Below are 16,494 nucleotides of genomic sequence, written 5' to 3'. Positions count from 1 at the left end.
GATCGGGCGAGGATCGGGTGAGGGATCAGGCGAGCGTGACGCTGACGGGCGGCAGCCCCGCGATGCGGCCGACGGCCGTGCCCGCGGCCCGCGGAAAATGCATGCCCGTGTACGAGCCGGTCGTGACGACGGTGCCGGCCGGCAGCGCGATGCCGCGTCGCGACGCATGATTCACGAGCCACGGCAGCAGGCGGCGCGGGTCGCCGGCCGGGTTGGTGCCAGGTGTGGTGCCGGCGATGTCGTGCCCGTCGAACGTGAACGCCGGTGCCGGCGCGGCGTACGGGAAATCGGCGCGATAACCGGTCATCTTGCCCAGCACGAGCGCACCGTGGTTCTGCAGGTCGGCGAGCTGGGCGGCCGGCGCGACGTCCGGCCATTCGCGGAAGCGGCTCGCGACGATCTCGATCGCGGCACCCATCTGCGCGATACCGTCGAACACTTCATCGTCGGCATAGGCGGGCGCACGCGGCGCGAAGTCGCGGCCGAAGCGGAACGCGATCTCCAGTTCGAGGCCGAGCGGCCGGAACGCGCCGCGCGGCAGCGTGACGCCGCTCGCATGGCGGCAGTCGTCCGGCAGCGGCGCGCCCTGGATCGGCCCGTCGGGCTGTTTCGCGCCGACCTTCCACGCGCCGATCGCGGCGCGGCGCTCGGCGAGCAGTTGCGCCTGCACCGCATAGGCGGCGTCGGCATCGGCGGGGACGAGAGCTGAAGGCAGCGCGGCGAACGCGATGCCGTGTTGCCAGCCGGCGGCGAGCCGGATGGCGAGGTCGTGGGTAGCCTGGGTCATCGTTGCAGTCGGGGAAAAGGCGGGCGCCGCGAACGGTAGCGGCCCGTTGGCATCAGGCCGGCGAGCGATTGGCGGCCGGTTGTTCGGCGGGTGCGTCGGCGAAGCGGCTTTCCGGCTGCATGCGGAACGCGAGCAGCACGCCCACGCCCATCAGCACCATGCTGCCGATGAACGGCAGCTCCCAGCTGCCGAAGCGGTCGATCACGAAGCCGGAGATCACGGGCGACAGGATCGCCGCGAGCGCGGAGCCGGAATTCATCATCCCGCTCGCGGTGCCCGAGTATTGCGGCGCGATGTCCATCGGCACGGCCCACATCGGGCCGATCGTCATTTCGGCGAAGAAGAAGCCGGCCGCGAGGCACGCCATCGACACGTACAGGTGATGCGTGAACAGCAGCGGCAACAGCGACAGCAGCGTGAGCAGCATGCAGATCGACACCATCCGGCTGCGTGCGCGCTTGAGGCTGCCGGTGCGCGCGAGGATGCGGTCGGTGACGATCCCGCCGAGCGTGTCGCCGATCACGCCCGCGAAGAACACCGCCGACGCGAACACGGCCGATTTCTTCAGGTCGAGGTCGTAGCTGTGCAGGAAGTACTGCGGAATCCAGCTCAGGAACAGCCACAGCGTCCAGCCGTAGCAGAAGTACACGATTGTGACGGGCATCATCCGGCGGAACAACGGGCCCCAGGGCACGGCGGCGGGTTTCGGCTTCGGTTGCGGCAGCGCGTCGAGTTCGGCCTGCGTGATGCGCGGGTGGTCCTTCGGGTGTTCGGTATAGACGAGCGCCCACACCGCGACCCACACGAGGCTGATCACGCCGCAGATGTAGAACGATTCGCGCCACCCGTACACGGCCATCACCGCGACGACGGCGGCCGGCGCGACCGCGTTGCCGACGCGCGAGAACGCGTGCGTGACGCCCTGCGCGAAGCCGCGTTTCTCGCGCGGCACCCAGCGCGACATCGCCGACGTGGCCGCCGGGAACGTCGCGCCTTCGCCGAGCCCGAGCAGCAGGCGCGCGGCGAGCAGCGACGCGAGGCCGCCGGCCATCCCGGTGAGCAGCGTCGCGACGGCCCACAGCAGCCCGCAGGCGAGCAGCGTGCGGCGCGCGCCGAAGCGGTCGCTGACCCAGCCGCCGATGATCTGGAATACGAGATACGGATACGCGAACGCGGAGAACACGAGGCCGATCTCCGTCCTGTTCAGCCCGAATTCCTTGCCGAACCCGGCAGCGGCCGTGCTCACGTTCACGCGATCGAGGTACGTGATGAAGTACATCACGCACAGCATCACCAGCACGATGCCGGTCGCTCGGAACAGCTTCATGTTTCGTCTCCTGGATGTTGTCTGGCTGGCTGCCCGTGCCGGCGTCGAGGCCGGCATCGAGGTGGGTCGTGCCGATGAAGCGGGGCGGGCGCCGGCAGCGGCCGGTGCGTGTCGCGACGACCGCGCGGCCGCCCGTGAAGCGGAAAGGGCGCGTCAGGCGGCGTGCGGGAAACGTGCGCGCCGCCCGCCGGCGCTCAGGCCGCCGCGCGCAGCGCGGGGGCGTGCGTGTTCGATGCGAGGGTGTCCATCGCCGCGACGACGCCGCTCGCGGCAACCGGCACGCCGGCGAGCTTCAGCCCCATCTCGCAGCCGGCGAGCGTGGCCATCAGCGTGAGGTCGTTGCAGTCGCCGAGATGGCCGATGCGGAACATCTTGCCGCGCATCTTGCCGAGCGCCTGCCCGAGCGACATGTCGAAGCGTTCGTAGATCAGCTTGCGCACGGCGTCCGCGTCGACGCCGTCGGGCATCATCACGCCGGTCAGCACGGGGCTGTAGACGGCCGGGTCCGCGCACTGGATCTCGAGGCCCCACGCGCGCACCGCGCGGCGCGTGGCTTCCGCGAGCCGCTGGTGGCGCGCGAACACCGCGTCGAGCCCTTCGCCGAGGATCATGTCGAGCGCTTCGGCGAGCCCGTACAGCAGGTTGGTGTTCGGCGTGTACGGCCAGTAGCCGTTCCTGTTCGCCTCGATGATCTCGTGCCAGCCCCAGAACGCGCGCGGCAGCGTCGCGTGCCCGCTTGCCGCGAGCGCCTTCGGCGACACCGCGTTGAAGCTGATGCCGGGCGGCAGCATCAGCCCCTTCTGCGAACCCGACACCGTCACGTCGACGCCCCATTCGTCATGGCGATAGTCGGCGGACGCGAGCCCCGAGATCGTGTCGACCATCAGCAGCGCCGGGTGGCCGGTCGCGTCGATCGCGCGGCGCACGGCCGCGATGTCGGAGGTGACGCCGGTGGAGGTTTCGTTGTGCACCACGCATACCGCCTTGATGTCGTGCGCGGTATCGGCGCGCAGGCGCGCTTCGATCATCTCGGGCTGCACGCCCCGGCGCCAGCCTTCGATGCCCGGCAGCCCGAGGAATTCGGGCTTCAGGCCAAGCGCGTCGGCCATCTTCTTCCACAGCGTCGCGAAGTGGCCGGTCTCGTACATCAGCACGGTGTCGCCGGCGCTCAGCGTGTTGGTCAGCGCGGCCTCCCATGCACCGGTACCCGACGCCGGATAGATGATCACCGGCTGCGTAGTCTTGAAGATCTTCCTGATGCCGGCGAGCACCTTGAGGCCGAGCGCGCCGAATTCGGGGCCACGGTGGTCGATGGTCGGATAGCTCATCGCCCGCAGGATGCGGTCGGGCACCGGGCTCGGCCCGGGAATCTGCAGGAAATGTCGGCCGGACGGATGAAAGTCGAGTTGCAGCATGGTCGTTCTGTCTCCTTGGTTGCATTTTGAATTTTGCATGCAAAATACTTTAGCAGAGCGATCGCGGCAAACCCAAGCACTGATTTCACCGAAAATGCCGGTGTTTACCCGGCGTTGGCGGGGAGATATTCGGGTCGGGCGAGTTGAAGTAGAATCGCGTGAAGCAAGAAGGAAGGATTTTGCATGCAAGATTTGAATGATCTGGAGCAGGCCGGCGGCGCGCCGGCACTGCCGAAACTGGAGCGGCAGCGGCTGCACGACACGGTCGTCGAGCACCTGCGCAAATTCATCGTTGAAGGCGTGCTCACGCCGGGCATGCGGCTGAACGAGCGCGAGCTGTGCGAGACGCTCGGCATCTCGCGCACGCCGCTGCGCGAGGCGTTCAAGGTGCTGGCGGCCGAGGGGCTGCTGGTGCTGTCGCCGAATCGCGGCGCGAGCGTGTACCGGATGAGCGAATCGGAGATCCGCGAGACGTTCGAGCTGATGTCGGGGCTGGAGGCGTTTTCAGGCGAACTGGCCTGCGAGCGCATCACGCACGCGGAGCTCGCGGAGATCAAGGCGCTGCATTACTCGATGCTCGCATGCCGGCTGCAGAACGACCTGCCCGGCTACTACAGCCGCAACCAGGAAATCCACGACCGCATCAACGAGGCCGCGCGCAACTCGGCGCTGCGCGCCACGTACCAGTCGATCAACCGGCGGATCATGTCGATGCGGTTCCGCTCGAACCAGCACGTCGAGAAGTGGGACCGCGCGGTGCACGATCACGAGGAGATGATCAAGGCGCTCGAGGCGCGCGACGGCAAGGCGCTCGCGGCGATCCTGCGGCGGCATCTGCTGGAGAAGCGCGACGCGGTGTTGTTGCAGCAGGGGGGGGCGGCGCCGCACACCGGCCACGAACCGGTGTGACGCCGACGGTCCGGGCGCCGGGACGCCGGATGCGGCCCGGTGTCATGCGTGACGCTCGCCCGTCGAGTCGATTCGACGAGCGTCCTGTCCCGAAGTCCCGAACGGACGGTCGCGACGGCCTCTTTACGACAGTTGCGGCGCCGTATTCCGTCGGTAGAATCGGCACTTCCCAACCGGAGTGCCTCGCATGGACTCTCACGCCCCGAACCGCGGCGCGCTGGCGCCCCTCGTCTACCACGAAGCCGTAGCGGATTATTTGTGCCGGCATGAGCCGGACGTCTGGCGTTGGACCGACGAGCGCGAAACGTACACCGAACAGCTCGAATCGCTGCGCGCGTCGCTGTTGCGCGAAACCTACCGGATCGACGCCGACGCGCACGGCGACGTCCATGCCGCATTGGCGCTGGCCATGGAGCGACTCGGTATCGTCGATATACCGGCCACGCTCTACCAGTCGCCGGGCAACCAGATGAATGCGTCGCTCGTTTTCGTGCCGGGCGAGATCCACATCCTGTTGCAGGGGCCCGTACTGGAGCGATTGTCTTCGCAGGAACTGTTGGCGATCCTCGGGCACGAACTCGCGCACCATCTGCTGTGGTCGCGCGCCGACGGCCGTTTCCTGACGGCGGACCGGATTCTCAACGACGCGGTGGCCAGCCCGGCCGGAGCCGACAGTCATCGCGAGACTTTTCGGCGTTACGCGCTGCATACCGAACTCTTCGCGGATCGGGGCGGCGCCATTGCGGCCGGCGCGGTGGCGCCCGCCGTATCGACGCTCGTGAAGGTGCAGACGGGCATCAGTACGGTCGATGCCGCTGCGTATTTGCGTCAGGCCGCTGAAATCGAATCGAACGAGTCCGGCGCCAGTGCCGCGTTGAGCCATCCCGAGACCTTCATCCGCGCACGTGCGCTCGCTCTGTGGTGGGACGGCGAGGCCGGTCTCGACGACTGGATCGACGCACGCCTGCACGGCCCGCTTTCGCTCGAGCGTCTCGACCTGCCCGGCCAGGCGCGTCTGCAGGCGCTGACGCGCGGGTTCATTGCGCACTATCTCGACGGCGCGTCGCTGGCGAGCGACGCCGTGCTGGCCCAGGTGCGCATGCTGTTTCCGGACTGGTGTGACGACGAGCCCGCCGCCGGCCCCGACGCATTCGCGGCGGCGGGCGTCGACGACAGTGTGCGCGGCTATCTCAATGCGCTGATGATGGATCTCGCATTGGCGGATCCCGATCAGCGCGACGTGGCTTTGCTGCGCGCCGGGCAGGTCGCCCGGTCGCTCGGCAGCCTCGACGCACTGCAACTCAACCTTCGGCGCGACGCGGGCCTCGGCAAGCGGGATCTCGAACGCTACAAGCGGCAACTGACCGGGGAGAAGGACGCATGAACGACACGATCGACGACGGTGCGCCGCGCACGCTGCGCACACTGATCGCCGCGCAGGCCGGCGCGGCACTGCCGACCGACGACGTACTCGTGCTGGTGCTGCCGCTGTTCGGGCAGGTGGCCGCGCTGCATGCTCGGGGCAAGGTGGCCCGGCTCGACGCTGACAGCATCGTGATCGGCGAAGAGGGCGGGCTGGCGCTGCGACACGCCGAGGGCGAAACGCCGCAGATGGACCTCGGCGCCGTGCATCGCGTGCAGCCGCACCCTGCTTCCGGCCTGAACATCGTCGGCGCGCTGCGGCTGGACCACACACCGGATGGCCGCCACGATCAGACCGACCTCGCGCTGCAGACGGATGCGGCAGCCCCCATCGAGCGCCCCGTCTATTTGCCCGGGTATGCGAGCTGGGAGCGATCGCTCGGCCATCATGACGAGATCACCGACGTTTTCCTGTTGGGCATGGTGCTCGCCAGCCTCGCATGCGGGTTGAACTTCGAGACAGGGAGCGACCTGAACGGGTTCGTCGCGCATCGGCGCAATCTGTTCGTGCTTCACGAACGGCTGCATCCGATCGTCGCTGCGGTGATCGTCGAGATGACCGAAGTGAATCGCCACGACCGCGCGACCGATGTGGCGGCGCTCGCGATGCGCTTGCGCACGTGGCGCGAGCAACCGCTCGGCCTCGACGTCGAGCGCGCGCTGGCGGGGACGACCGGCGCGGCATCGCGTCGCGGCGCCGTGCTGACGCATCTGCGCGACCGCCTGTTCGATCTGTCGCGTCGCAACCGGCTGCTGCATTTCCGCCCGACCGCCGCGACCGTCAACTTGACCGTGGCCAGCGTGCCGTTGATGCTGCAGATCGAAAGCGTGCGTCCGTAACACATCTGCACGTGGGGCGGACCGTTCGCGGCCGACCTGGTGGCCGGCAAGGCCGTGCCGCTGCAGCAATGGCTGCGCTTCGAAGACCAACCCTACTTGCCGGCCTCGCTGGACCGGCTGATTGCCGATACGCGCCGTGAACGTGCGGAGTTCGGCTTCAGCAACCTGCGTCTCGTGGTCGCGTTTCTGCGTTGGCACAACCTGAAAGAGGCACCCGACGACCGCATCGTGTCGCCGCTGCTCTGGTTGCCGGTCGAGCTCGTCAAGCGCAAGGGCGTGCGCGATCAGTACGTGATCCAGTGCACGGGCGGCGACGCCGAATTCAATCCGGTGTTGCGGCACCACCTGAGTCAGCTCTACGACATTCGGCTGCCCGAGACGGTCGATCTGGGCAAGATCACGCTGGCCGAGATTCACGCGGATATCCTCGCGCAGATCCGGCGCTCCGAACCGGCGGTCGAGCTCCGGCTCGTCGACAAGGCGTCCGTTCGGCTGGTGCGTCAGAAGGCGCTGCAGCGCCTGCAGCAGTACCGGCGCCGCAAGCCTGCGGCGCGCGCGGGCGAGTCGCGCAGCAGCCGGCTGCCGTCGTTCAGCTACAGCCAGGACGACTATCGCCCGCTCGGCCGCGCGTTGTTCGAGGAATGGGTGCGGCCGAGCGAGCTGCCGCAGCGCTTCGAGGCGGGTGCCGCACCGGGTGCCAGCCTGCGTCGGCCGCAGATGGCGGACACGGCGGCCGAGCGCGTCGACGAGCGGCAAGGTTACGTGCTGCAGGAGACGGAGGGTCATCGCTATGCGTGGGATCTCGATCTGACGCAGGTCACGCTGGCCAACTTCAACTACCGGAAGATGTCGCTGGTGCGCGATTACGCGCAATTGCTGGACGAAACCGGCGCGAACCCCGCGTTCGACAAGGTGTTCTCGATCGAGCCGCGCGAGGTGGAAACGATCGCCCCTGCTCCGCTGCCGGCGGGTGAACAGTGGAACGTGGTGGCGTCTGATGCGACACAGAATGCCTCGGTGAGTCTGGCTCGCAGCCAGCGCAGCTTCATCATTCAAGGGCCACCCGGCACGGGCAAGTCACAGACCATCACCAACCTCATCGCGGATTACGCGGGGCGCGGCAAGCGCGTGCTGTTCGTGTGCGAGAAGCGCGCGGCGCTGGACGTCGTGTTCCATCGGCTCAAGCAGAGCGGGCTGGACGCACTGTGTTGCCTGATCCACGATTCCCAGACCGACAAGAAGGCGTTCATTGCCGATCTGAAGACCTGTTACGAGCGCTGGATCGCGCAATCGCACGACAGCGAATCGTTGCACGCACGGCGAGCGGCACTGATCGATGCGCTCGACCTGCAGCAGCAGCGCATCGACGCGTTCGAAGCGGCGATGGCCGCGGCACCCGACGCGCTGGGTGCGAGCGTACGCACGCTGTTGCGCCGTCTGGTCGCGCTGCCGGTCGCACCGGAAGCGGGTTTCGCGTTGCGCGAGCGATTGCCGGCGCTCGCTGTCTGGGATCGGCATGGCGAGCTGACCCAGCGCGTGCATCGTGCGATGCGCGAACGGTTCGGCGCGGACAGTCTGGCTTCGCAACCATTCGCACGGCTCTCGGCAGGGCTGCTGGCCGACGAACGCGCATTCGGACGGGCCGAGCAGCTGTGCCGGGACGCCGACGCGCTGTTCGACGCGCTCGATCCGGTGCTCGACAACACGGCGGCGTCGATCGGACATGAAACCACACTGGCGCGCGCCTGCACGATCGCGACCGACTGCCAGTGGCTGATCGACACCGGCCTCGCCGCGCACCTCGACGTGCTCGACCCGGCATCGTCCGCGCAGGCGGCGCTGCGCGACGACCGCGACGCACTGGCTGCACATGCCGACGCGCTGACGGCCGCGCAGGCCGCGACCGTGCACTGGCGAGACAAGCTGTCGCCGGGCGATACGGCGTCCGCCCTGGCGCTCGCGCGCCGGTTCGAGACGTCGGCGCTGCGATGGCTGCAGCCGGCATGGTGGCGGCTGCGCGGCGAACTCCGGCGTCGCTACGACTTCGGGCAGCATGCGGTGCATCCCGGTTACGTCAAGGTGCTGGAGCAACTGGCCGCCGAGCAGGCGGCTGCCGCCGCGCTCGACTCGGCCGATGTCGAATGCCGCAAGCGCTACGGCGTGAGCGAAATGGGCGCCTTCCTGCGCGCGTTGGCCGAGCTGGAAGCACGTCTGGCATCGGACGACGATCTGCGCGAACGGATCGCTCATCTGCGCCGGGCCGTCGATCCGCTTTCTGCCGCACGTGTCGAGGCCGGCGCACGCGAGGCGCTCGACAAGCTGGCGGGGCGCATCCGCGAGAACCTCGTGATGAGCGACGACGCGTCGCTGGGCGATATCGCCGAATCGCTGCGCGATCTGCGGGAAGGCCTGGACGACTTGCCCGACCTGTTGCCGCTGTTGCGCGCGGTGCACGCGGCCGATCCCGCGTATGCGGCCACGCTTCAGTCCGTCGATCATGCGCCTGCCGAGCTGGAGGCGCTGATTGCCGACGAGGCGTTGCGCCGGCTCGAGCGCGAGAACCCGGTGCTCGCGCGGTTTGGCGGTGCGGCGCTTGCCCAGGCCGCACGCGCCGCCGCCCGGATTCAGCGCGAACTGCTGGCCGTGAACGCGCAGGTGGTGAGCTCGACGTTGCACCGGCAGTTCGCCGAGCACGTACGACAGTCTTCGTTGTCGGCCACGCAGCTCGATGCGGACGGCAAGACCTTCAAGAAGCGCTACGCGACCGGCCGGCGCGAGCTCGAACACGAATTCGGCAAGAGCATGCGGCACCGCTCGATTCGCGATCTCGCCGACGACGAAACGGGCATGGTCGTCAACGACCTGAAGCCGATCTGGCTGATGAGCCCGCTCTCCGTGTCGGATACGCTGCCGCTGTCTCCCGACCTGTTCGACGTGGTGATCTTCGACGAGGCCAGCCAGATTCCCACCGAGGAATCCGTACCGGCGCTCAGCCGCGCCCGGCAGGTCGTGGTCGTGGGCGACGAAATGCAGCTGCCGCCCACGAGTTTCTTCACGGCGGCGGGCGCGGAAGGCGAGGACGAGATCGTGATCGAGGAAGAGGGCGAGCGCATCGCAATCAGTCTCGACTCCGACAGCCTGCTGAATCAGGCGGCGCGCAATTTGCCCGCGACGCTGCTCGCATGGCACTACCGCAGCCGACACGAAGCGTTGATCAGCTTTTCCAATGCGGCGTTCTACGATGGCCGCCTCGTCACGATTCCCGATCGGGTGCTCGAGCAAAACGAGGACGGCGTGCGGTCGTTGCGATCGGATCAGGACGATGCAGGCGTCGTCGGTGCCGATGCGCTGCTGGCGCGGCCGATCAGTTTTCACCGGCTCGACGACGGCGTATACGTCGAGCGCGGAAACGTGCCCGAAGCGCGCTATATCGCGCGGGTCGTGCGCGAGCTCCTGCGCCGGGAGGGCGGCCTGAGCCTGGGTATCGTCGCGTTCTCCGAGGCGCAGCAGAGCGCGATCGAAACGGCGCTGGAGGCGCTGGCTGCCGAGGACGCCGACTTTGCCGCGCGGCTCGAGCGCGAGTACGTGCGCGAAGACGACGACCAGTTCAATGGCCTGTTCGTCAAGAACCTGGAAAACGTCCAGGGTGACGAGCGCGACGTGATCATCCTCAGCATCTGTTACGCACCGGGTCCCGACGGCAGGATGCTGATGAATTTCGGGCCGATCAACCAGCGCGGGGGAGAGAAGCGCCTCAATGTCATCTTCAGCCGCGCGAGGCATCGGATGGCCGTGGTGTCGACGATCCAGGCCGACGCGATCACCAACGTGCACAACGATGGCGCGGCCGCGTTGCGAGCGTTCCTGCAGTTTGCCCAGGCGAGCGCCACGGGTCAGTTCGATCGTGCGCAGGCGGTGCTCGGTGCGTTGAATCAGGGCGCGCGCGATGCCTTCACGCGGCGGACCTCGCCCGACGCCATTCGCGACGCACTGGCCGACGCGCTGCGCGCACGCGGCCATCGGGTAGACGTCGACGTCGGTCGATCGCAATTCCGCTGCGACCTGGCGATCGTCGATGCGACGAAGCAGGGCTATGCGCTGGCGATCCTGCTCGACAACCCATCCAGCATCGTGGCCGATACCGCGGAGCGCTACGTGTTCCGGACCGGCATTCTGCGTGCATTCGGCTGGCGTGTACTCGACATTCCCGGGAAGGACTGGCTGGATGACTCGGCGGGGGTGCTTGCACGCATCGAGGCGATGCTCGCGGATGGGGAAGATCGCGCGCTGGACCAGGAAATCGAGCTCCCGGTGTTTCCCGTCCGGACTCCGGCCCGGGAGGCCGCCGCGGCCGGCGAGGAAGCGGTGGCAGCGGCCAGTGCGCCGACGGAACGGGTGCGGGCCCTGCGATACATGCAGGGCGCGTCAAGCAAGTTCTGGCGCGCCAGCCTGCGCGGTACCGAGTTGAGCGTGACGTACGGTCGTATCGGCACGAACGGGCAAGTCAACCTGAAGCAATTCGAAAGCGTCGAACGTGCGCGCCGCGAAATGGACAAGCTGGTGGCGGAGAAACTGCGCAAGGGTTATGTCGAAGACGCGGCCGGGTGACAGCCGGCACACGCTCTCAGGGCACGAGTGGCCGTCTGACCCGGCCGAATGAGGCGGCGCGGCCCCGCGGCGCCCCGCGCCGCTACACCGCCGCCCGCTGCCCCTCTCTCGGCCCGTGCCCCGTCCACCGCTTGAACGCGCGCCGGAAGTTGTGCGCGTCGCTGAACCCGACTTCGTGCGCGACGTCCTCGATCGACAGCCGCGGATTGCTCAGCAGCGTGAACGCGCGCTTGCGGCGAATCGTGTCGATCACCGTCTGGTACGACACGCCCTGGTCCGCCAGCCGCCGCCGCAGCGTGCGCTCGCTCATGCACAGCTGCGCGGCGATCTCGGCGAGCGACGGCGCATGCCGCAGGTCGCGCCGCATGATCCGTTCGATCGATTCGAGAAATTCGGTGCCTTCGGGTTCGGGCGGCAGCGCGTCCTGCAGGAATTCGAGCACCTGGCGATGCGCGAGCGGATCGTGGGTCGCGATCGGGCGGTTGCCGAGCGCGGCGTCGCACGAAAACAGGTTCTGCTCCTGTTCGAACCGCACCGGGCACGGGAACACGCGGGCGTATTGCTCCGCATAGGCCGGCGGCGGGTAGCTGAGATCGACGACCTTCGGCTGGAACGCGGGGCCGACGAGCGAGCGCCCGATCTTCATGAAGCTGCCGAACGCCTCCTCGACGAGGAACGCCTCGATGTCGGGCTCGAGGAAGACGTTGGTCGCGCGAACCGACAGCGTGTGCGCATCCGACATCACGTCGAAGCGCATCAGCGGCCCCGTGTGGCGCTGCAGCCCGATACCGGTCACGATCGCGTCCTTCAGCGTCGGGCTCGTCAGCATCGCATAGCCGACCAGCCCGATCGACGCGATCGTCTCGCTCGTGCCGAGTTCGAGGCCGAGCGCCCGCCCCGGCGCCATCTCGAGCGCGCGGCGGATCATCGTGCTCGCCTGGCGCAATGAAATCCGGCACGACGGATTCGACAGGTCGGCGACGTCGAAGCCGAGCCCGAGGCACAGCCGCGTGGGGTCGATGCCCAGTTCCTTGCTTGTCTCCGCGAGGCACCGCAACAGATGGACCGGCAGATTCGCCGTCGTATAACGGTCGGTATCGTCCATGGATGCTCCGTATTTTTTTCCATGGATTGTACTCGTCCCGCCCGGCCGGAGACCGGGTGCCGCCCCGGCCGCGATCGCCCACATCCCGCGCGGCCCCGCTTCAGAAGTAGTGACGCAGGCCGACCGTCGCACCGAGCTGCGTGGTGCCGGTGCTCGGCGCCTGCCCGTTCACGCCGACCAGCTGCGCGCCGACCAGCCCGCCGCGGTAGATCGCGTAGTCGACTTCCGCATAGAGCATGCTGCGCTTCGACAGGCTGTAGCCGGCGATCACCTGGAACTGGCGCGCACGGCCGTCGAAATCCGCCGTATAGCCGGACTGCTGCGTCCACCACGCGTTGACGGCCGCCGTGAACGCCGACGTGAAGCGGTAGGTCAGCCCCGCGAGCGCCATCTTGCGGCGGCGGAACCCGCCGGGCACGGTCGGGTCGACCACCTGCGCGGGCGAGATGATGCCGAGCCCCGCCAGATCGGTCGGGCTGAACGGGCCGTTCTCGAACGACGTGAAGTCGTTGTCGCGTGCGTTCTCGATGTAGCCGGCGTTGACGGTCGCGTTGCCGATCGTGACCGAGCCGCCGCCCGTGTAGATGTCGAATTTCCCGTGCGTGACGTCGTCCCAGCTGCGCATGAACGATGCGCCGACCGTGAACGGCCCCTTGTCCGGCGCATACGCGGCGGCCGCGCCGAGCTGGCCGCCGCGCACGCCCCCGCCTGCGTGGCCGCCCGGCGCATATTGCGCGAGCAGGTAGAAGCTGCCGAGTTGCGCGCCGTACTGGATCATGTTGCTGGTGCGCGCGCCTGCGAGCATCGTCTGCTCCGGCTTGAACAGGTTGAAGTACGGGTCCTGCGGGCCGGCCCACAGGTTCGAGCCGAAGGTCAGCGACGCCATCTCGAACGGCACGTTGTACTGGCGCCCGAGCGAGAGCTGGCCAAGCGTAGTGGACGTCAGCCCGACATACGCGACCTGGAAGAAATTCGGCGAGCCGGCCGGCACGATGGCGCCGCTGTTGGGGCCGAAGTGGCTTTCAACGTTGAACTGCGCGGACAGCCCGCCGCCCAGATCCTCGTTGCCCTTGAGCCCCCAGTAGCTTTCCGTCAGGCCGCCACCGTCGGCCATCGAGATCTTGCGGCCCGTCGACACCGGCGTGCCGTCGGCGCCGTAGGACACGCCGTGCGTTTCGTAGCGGATACCGGCATCGATCACGCCGTACAGCGTCACGTTGCCTTGCGCGTGCGCACCGGTACCGGCCAGGACCATCATCGCGCAGCACGCGGCGCGAACGCTATCGTGACGATTCATTCTTCTGGACTCCACATCGAGCTGGGGATGGACGGCTCGCGCCGTCGGGAACGACTGTAGAAAGCCAAATTTGCGCGGGCCAAGGCCGCGGCGGCCATTCTCGTGGTGCGTCGCGGCCACGGCATGGCGCACTGCGGTCAGGGCGCCGCGCCGGCCACGGCAGCGGGTGCCGCGCGGCGCAGTGCCAGCCGCACGAACGGGGCGGCGGCCAGCACGGCCACGCACAGCACGTGGGCGACGCGCGTGCCGCCGAAGCGGCCGAGCAGCGCGCCCGACAGCGCGGTGCCGATGCCCGCCGCGAAGAACGTGATGACGAGCGTGCGCGCGACCAGCGAGCCGTCCGGGTCGACGTCGGACAGCATGCCGGTGAGGAACGGCACGATCACGAAGAACGCACTGTTCAGCACGAACTGGCTCAGGAAGTACGCGCTGCCGCCGCGCGCGCCGAAGAACCATTCGATCGACGCGATCATCGCGAGCTGCGCGGCCCAGATCAGCGCGAGGCGGTGCCGGTGGCTGGCCGGATGCGACGGAATCGCCGCGCCGACGAAGCCGAGCAGGGACGACACCGACAGCAGCACGCCGATCGTCGTGGGCGACAGCCCGGCACGCTCGCCGACGAAACCGGCGATCGCCCATTGCGACGCCTGCACGCCATAGACGAGCGCCGTCACGACCCAGATCGCGAGCACCGGCCGCCACGGCAGCGTGCCGGCGCGCAAGCGGGCCTGCGCGGGCGCGCTCGCGAACGCGTCGATGCCGCGGATCGCGGGCGCCAGCACGGCGACGACGGCGGCCAGCAGCGCGAACACCCAGCGCCCGAGCCACGCGGCCGGCAGCGCGGAGATCAGCACGAGGATGCCGCCGTTGACGACGCCCGCGAGCAGGTTGATTTGCCCCCACAGGCGGTCGGTCGATGCGCGCTGCGACACGCCGGACGCGACGACGACGAACAGCATCCCCTCGAACAGCCCCGTCATCCCGCGTGCGAGCGCCGCCGACACGATGCCGGGCGCGACCGCGCTGAGGGCCTGGCCGGCGATCGCGCCGACCAGGCCGGCCAGCGTGAACGGCCGCGCGGCGCGCGCGATCCGGTGCGACAGCAGCGCGCAACTGATCGCGATGCCGAGGATCTCGGCGCTGACGAGCGCGGTCGCGGTGCCTTCGTCGAGCCGGAAGCGCGTCATCACCGCCGCGACGAGGAACGGCGACAGGATCAGGCCGTTGGTGGCGGCCGCGAACGCGAGCGCAAGGCGGACGACGGCGCCGGTCGACGGATCGGGACGCGACTGCGCGGCCGCGTGCAGCGTGGCTGTGCTCATGAGGCCTCCTGGCTGGATCGCGGCCGATCTTGCGCGACGCCGGCCGTTTCGTGCATCGGGTGTGTCCCGCGGCGGGCCGGCGTGGCGCGAGCAGCGGCGCTTGCGTTTGCGCCTGCGCTTTGCGGCAGGCCGAACAGCGTGCGCAGGTACGGCGTCAGGAAGCGGCCGTGCGGGTCCATCCGCTCGCGCAGCGCGAGGAAATCGTCCCAGTGCGGGTAGCACGCCGCCAGCTCGGCGGCCTTCATTGCATGCACCTTGCCCCAGTGCGGCCGCCCGCCGTGATTGCGGCAGATGGCCTGCACGCCCGAGAAATACGCGTCGAACGGCATCCCGCGATACTGGTGCGCCGAGATGCGTACGCTGTCGCGTCCGTAGTCGGGGCTCAGCCAGATGTCGTCGCCGCGCACCCAGCGGTATTCGATCGGGAACATCAGCGGGAAGCTGCGGCGCGCGATGAATGCGCGGATTTCGCGCAGCGCGTCGGCGCCGCGGTCGGCCGGCACCGACCACTCCATTTCGTTGAAGCGCACGCGGCGCACCGTCGACAGCATCGCGTAGCTCGCATCCACGTGCCGGCCGGCCGACACGGTCGATGCGCACAGCCGGCTCAGCGCCGGGCACAGCGACGGCACGCGCCGGCCGAGCCCGCACAGCGCGCCGAACACCGTGTTCTCGAGGAACGACTCGGACGCGCGGCTCGCCCAGTGCACCGCGTCGGCCGGCTCGTCGGTCATGTCCCACGCCTTGGTCAGCACGGTGTCCGTGTGCGGGAACCAGTAGAACTCGAACGAGCGATGCTTCGCGATCAGCGCGTGCGCCTGCGCGAGGCAGTCGTCGAGCTGCATGCCGCCGCGCTCGAGGCGCAGGTTGAACGCGGGCACGAGGCGCAGGCCGATCTCGGTCAGCACGCCGAGCGCGCCGAGCCCGATCCGGCCGCCGGCGAACAGCTCGGGATGCGTGTCGGCGCTCGCGCGGATCTCGCTGCCGTCCGCGCACATGAAGGTCAGGCTGTCGATCTGCGTCGCCAGGTTGCCGAGCGTGATGCCGGTGCCGTGCGTGCCGGTGCTGGTCGCGCCGGCGATCGACTGCACGTTGATGTCGCCGAGGTTCTCCATCGCGAGGCCGTGCGCGGCGAGCGCCGGGCCCAGCGCCCACAGCCGCGTGCCGGCATGCACGCGCGCGACGCGCCGGTCGCGGTCGACGTCGATCACGCCCTGCATCGCGTCGAGCGACAGGATCACGTCGTCGGTCTGCACGAGCGGCGAGAACGAGTGACCGGCGCCGGCCGCGCGCACGGTGGCGCCCGTTGCTGCCGCGTCGCGCAGCACCGCCGCGAGCGCGGCGTGCGACGCGGGCGTCGACACGGTTGCATCAGGACTGCAGACATATCCCGACCAGTTACGCCACATGGCATTGTCTCCGTGGTTGTCGATCGAATGAGTTGAACGGTTGAACGACGGGC

Annotated in this window: 10 protein-coding genes and 1 pseudogene; 4 read left to right on the top strand and 7 right to left on the bottom strand. The window is 68.7% G+C overall.

Going from position 1 to position 16,494, the window contains the following annotated elements:
* Nucleotides 1-25: 25 nt before the first annotated feature.
* The 3 genes from L810_RS08890 to L810_RS08880 form a co-directional block, all read right to left on the bottom strand.
* Entirely contained in the window at nt 26-787 is a 762-nt protein-coding gene (locus L810_RS08890; RefSeq protein ID WP_021158038.1) for a 2-keto-4-pentenoate hydratase, read from the bottom strand.
* Between the two features lie 52 nt (nt 788-839).
* Nucleotides 840-2,114, bottom strand: coding sequence for an MFS transporter (locus L810_RS08885; RefSeq protein ID WP_021158037.1), 1,275 nt, complete (start codon nt 2,112-2,114; stop codon nt 840-842).
* Between the two features lie 194 nt (nt 2,115-2,308).
* Nucleotides 2,309-3,529 (bottom strand): pyridoxal-phosphate-dependent aminotransferase family protein, encoded by a 1,221-nt coding sequence (locus tag L810_RS08880; RefSeq protein WP_021158036.1) that lies wholly within the window; start codon nt 3,527-3,529, stop codon nt 2,309-2,311.
* On the opposite strand from L810_RS08880, the gene L810_RS46960 reads away from it, so the two are divergent.
* The 4 genes and pseudogenes from L810_RS46960 (at nt 3,528) to L810_RS08865 (ending at nt 11,308) form a co-directional block, all read left to right on the top strand.
* Nucleotides 3,528-3,725 (top strand): hypothetical protein, encoded by a 198-nt coding sequence (locus L810_RS46960; protein ID WP_155631378.1) that lies wholly within the window; start codon nt 3,528-3,530, stop codon nt 3,723-3,725. The two genes, L810_RS08880 and L810_RS46960, sit on opposite strands and share 2 nt — an antisense overlap.
* Complete coding sequence (locus L810_RS08875; RefSeq protein ID WP_021158035.1) at nt 3,713-4,438, top strand: GntR family transcriptional regulator; 726 nt, start codon at nt 3,713-3,715, stop codon at nt 4,436-4,438. Before L810_RS46960 ends, L810_RS08875 begins: the two co-directional genes overlap by 13 nt.
* A gap of 187 nt (nt 4,439-4,625) precedes the next feature.
* Nucleotides 4,626-5,822: a M48 family metalloprotease gene (locus tag L810_RS08870; protein ID WP_021158034.1), complete on the top strand. Its 1,197-nt coding sequence runs from the start codon at nt 4,626-4,628 to the stop codon at nt 5,820-5,822.
* Nucleotides 5,819-11,308, top strand: a pseudogene (locus tag L810_RS08865) (AAA domain-containing protein). The gene L810_RS08870 and the pseudogene L810_RS08865 overlap by 4 nt, the downstream one beginning before the upstream one ends.
* An 82-nt stretch (nt 11,309-11,390) precedes the next feature.
* Here L810_RS08865 and L810_RS08860 read toward each other — a convergent pair.
* From L810_RS08860 to L810_RS08845, 4 genes are all read right to left on the bottom strand, one after another.
* Complete coding sequence (locus L810_RS08860) at nt 11,391-12,413, bottom strand: AraC family transcriptional regulator (RefSeq protein ID WP_021158031.1); 1,023 nt, start codon at nt 12,411-12,413, stop codon at nt 11,391-11,393.
* A gap of 100 nt (nt 12,414-12,513) precedes the next feature.
* Nucleotides 12,514-13,710, bottom strand: coding sequence for a porin (locus tag L810_RS08855; RefSeq protein WP_021158030.1), 1,197 nt, complete (start codon nt 13,708-13,710; stop codon nt 12,514-12,516).
* 137 nt (nt 13,711-13,847) lie between these two features.
* A complete protein-coding gene (locus L810_RS08850; RefSeq protein WP_021158029.1) occupies nt 13,848-15,032 on the bottom strand; it encodes an MFS transporter in 1,185 nt (394 codons plus the stop codon).
* Nucleotides 15,029-16,441, bottom strand: coding sequence for a D-arabinono-1,4-lactone oxidase (locus L810_RS08845; protein ID WP_021158028.1), 1,413 nt, complete (start codon nt 16,439-16,441; stop codon nt 15,029-15,031). The genes L810_RS08850 and L810_RS08845 overlap by 4 nt, the downstream gene beginning before the upstream one ends.
* Between the last annotated feature and the right edge of the window lie 53 nt (nt 16,442-16,494).

The sequence above is a fragment of the Burkholderia sp. AU4i genome, from assembly GCF_000466765.1.
Classification (GTDB): Bacteria; Pseudomonadota; Gammaproteobacteria; order Burkholderiales; family Burkholderiaceae; genus Burkholderia; species Burkholderia cepacia.
This window is presented reverse-complemented; position numbering and strand designations above follow the sequence as displayed.

Bases quoted from the DNA above. Each gene is read 5' to 3' on its own strand.
- L810_RS08890 (WP_021158038.1), bottom strand. From the start codon at position 787: ATGACCCAGGCTACCCACGACCTCGCCATCCGGCTCGCCGCCGGCTGG.
- L810_RS08885 (WP_021158037.1), bottom strand. From the start codon at position 2,114: ATGAAGCTGTTCCGAGCGACCGGCATCGTGCTGGTGATGCTGTGCGTG.
- L810_RS46960 (WP_155631378.1), top strand. From the start codon at position 3,528: ATGGTCGTTCTGTCTCCTTGGTTGCATTTTGAATTTTGCATGCAAAAT.
- L810_RS08880 (WP_021158036.1), bottom strand. From the start codon at position 3,529: ATGCTGCAACTCGACTTTCATCCGTCCGGCCGACATTTCCTGCAGATT.
- L810_RS08875 (WP_021158035.1), top strand. From the start codon at position 3,713: ATGCAAGATTTGAATGATCTGGAGCAGGCCGGCGGCGCGCCGGCACTG.
- L810_RS08870 (WP_021158034.1), top strand. From the start codon at position 4,626: ATGGACTCTCACGCCCCGAACCGCGGCGCGCTGGCGCCCCTCGTCTAC.
- L810_RS08860 (WP_021158031.1), bottom strand. From the start codon at position 12,413: ATGGACGATACCGACCGTTATACGACGGCGAATCTGCCGGTCCATCTG.
- L810_RS08855 (WP_021158030.1), bottom strand. From the start codon at position 13,710: ATGAATCGTCACGATAGCGTTCGCGCCGCGTGCTGCGCGATGATGGTC.
- L810_RS08850 (WP_021158029.1), bottom strand. From the start codon at position 15,032: ATGAGCACAGCCACGCTGCACGCGGCCGCGCAGTCGCGTCCCGATCCG.
- L810_RS08845 (WP_021158028.1), bottom strand. From the start codon at position 16,441: ATGTGGCGTAACTGGTCGGGATATGTCTGCAGTCCTGATGCAACCGTG.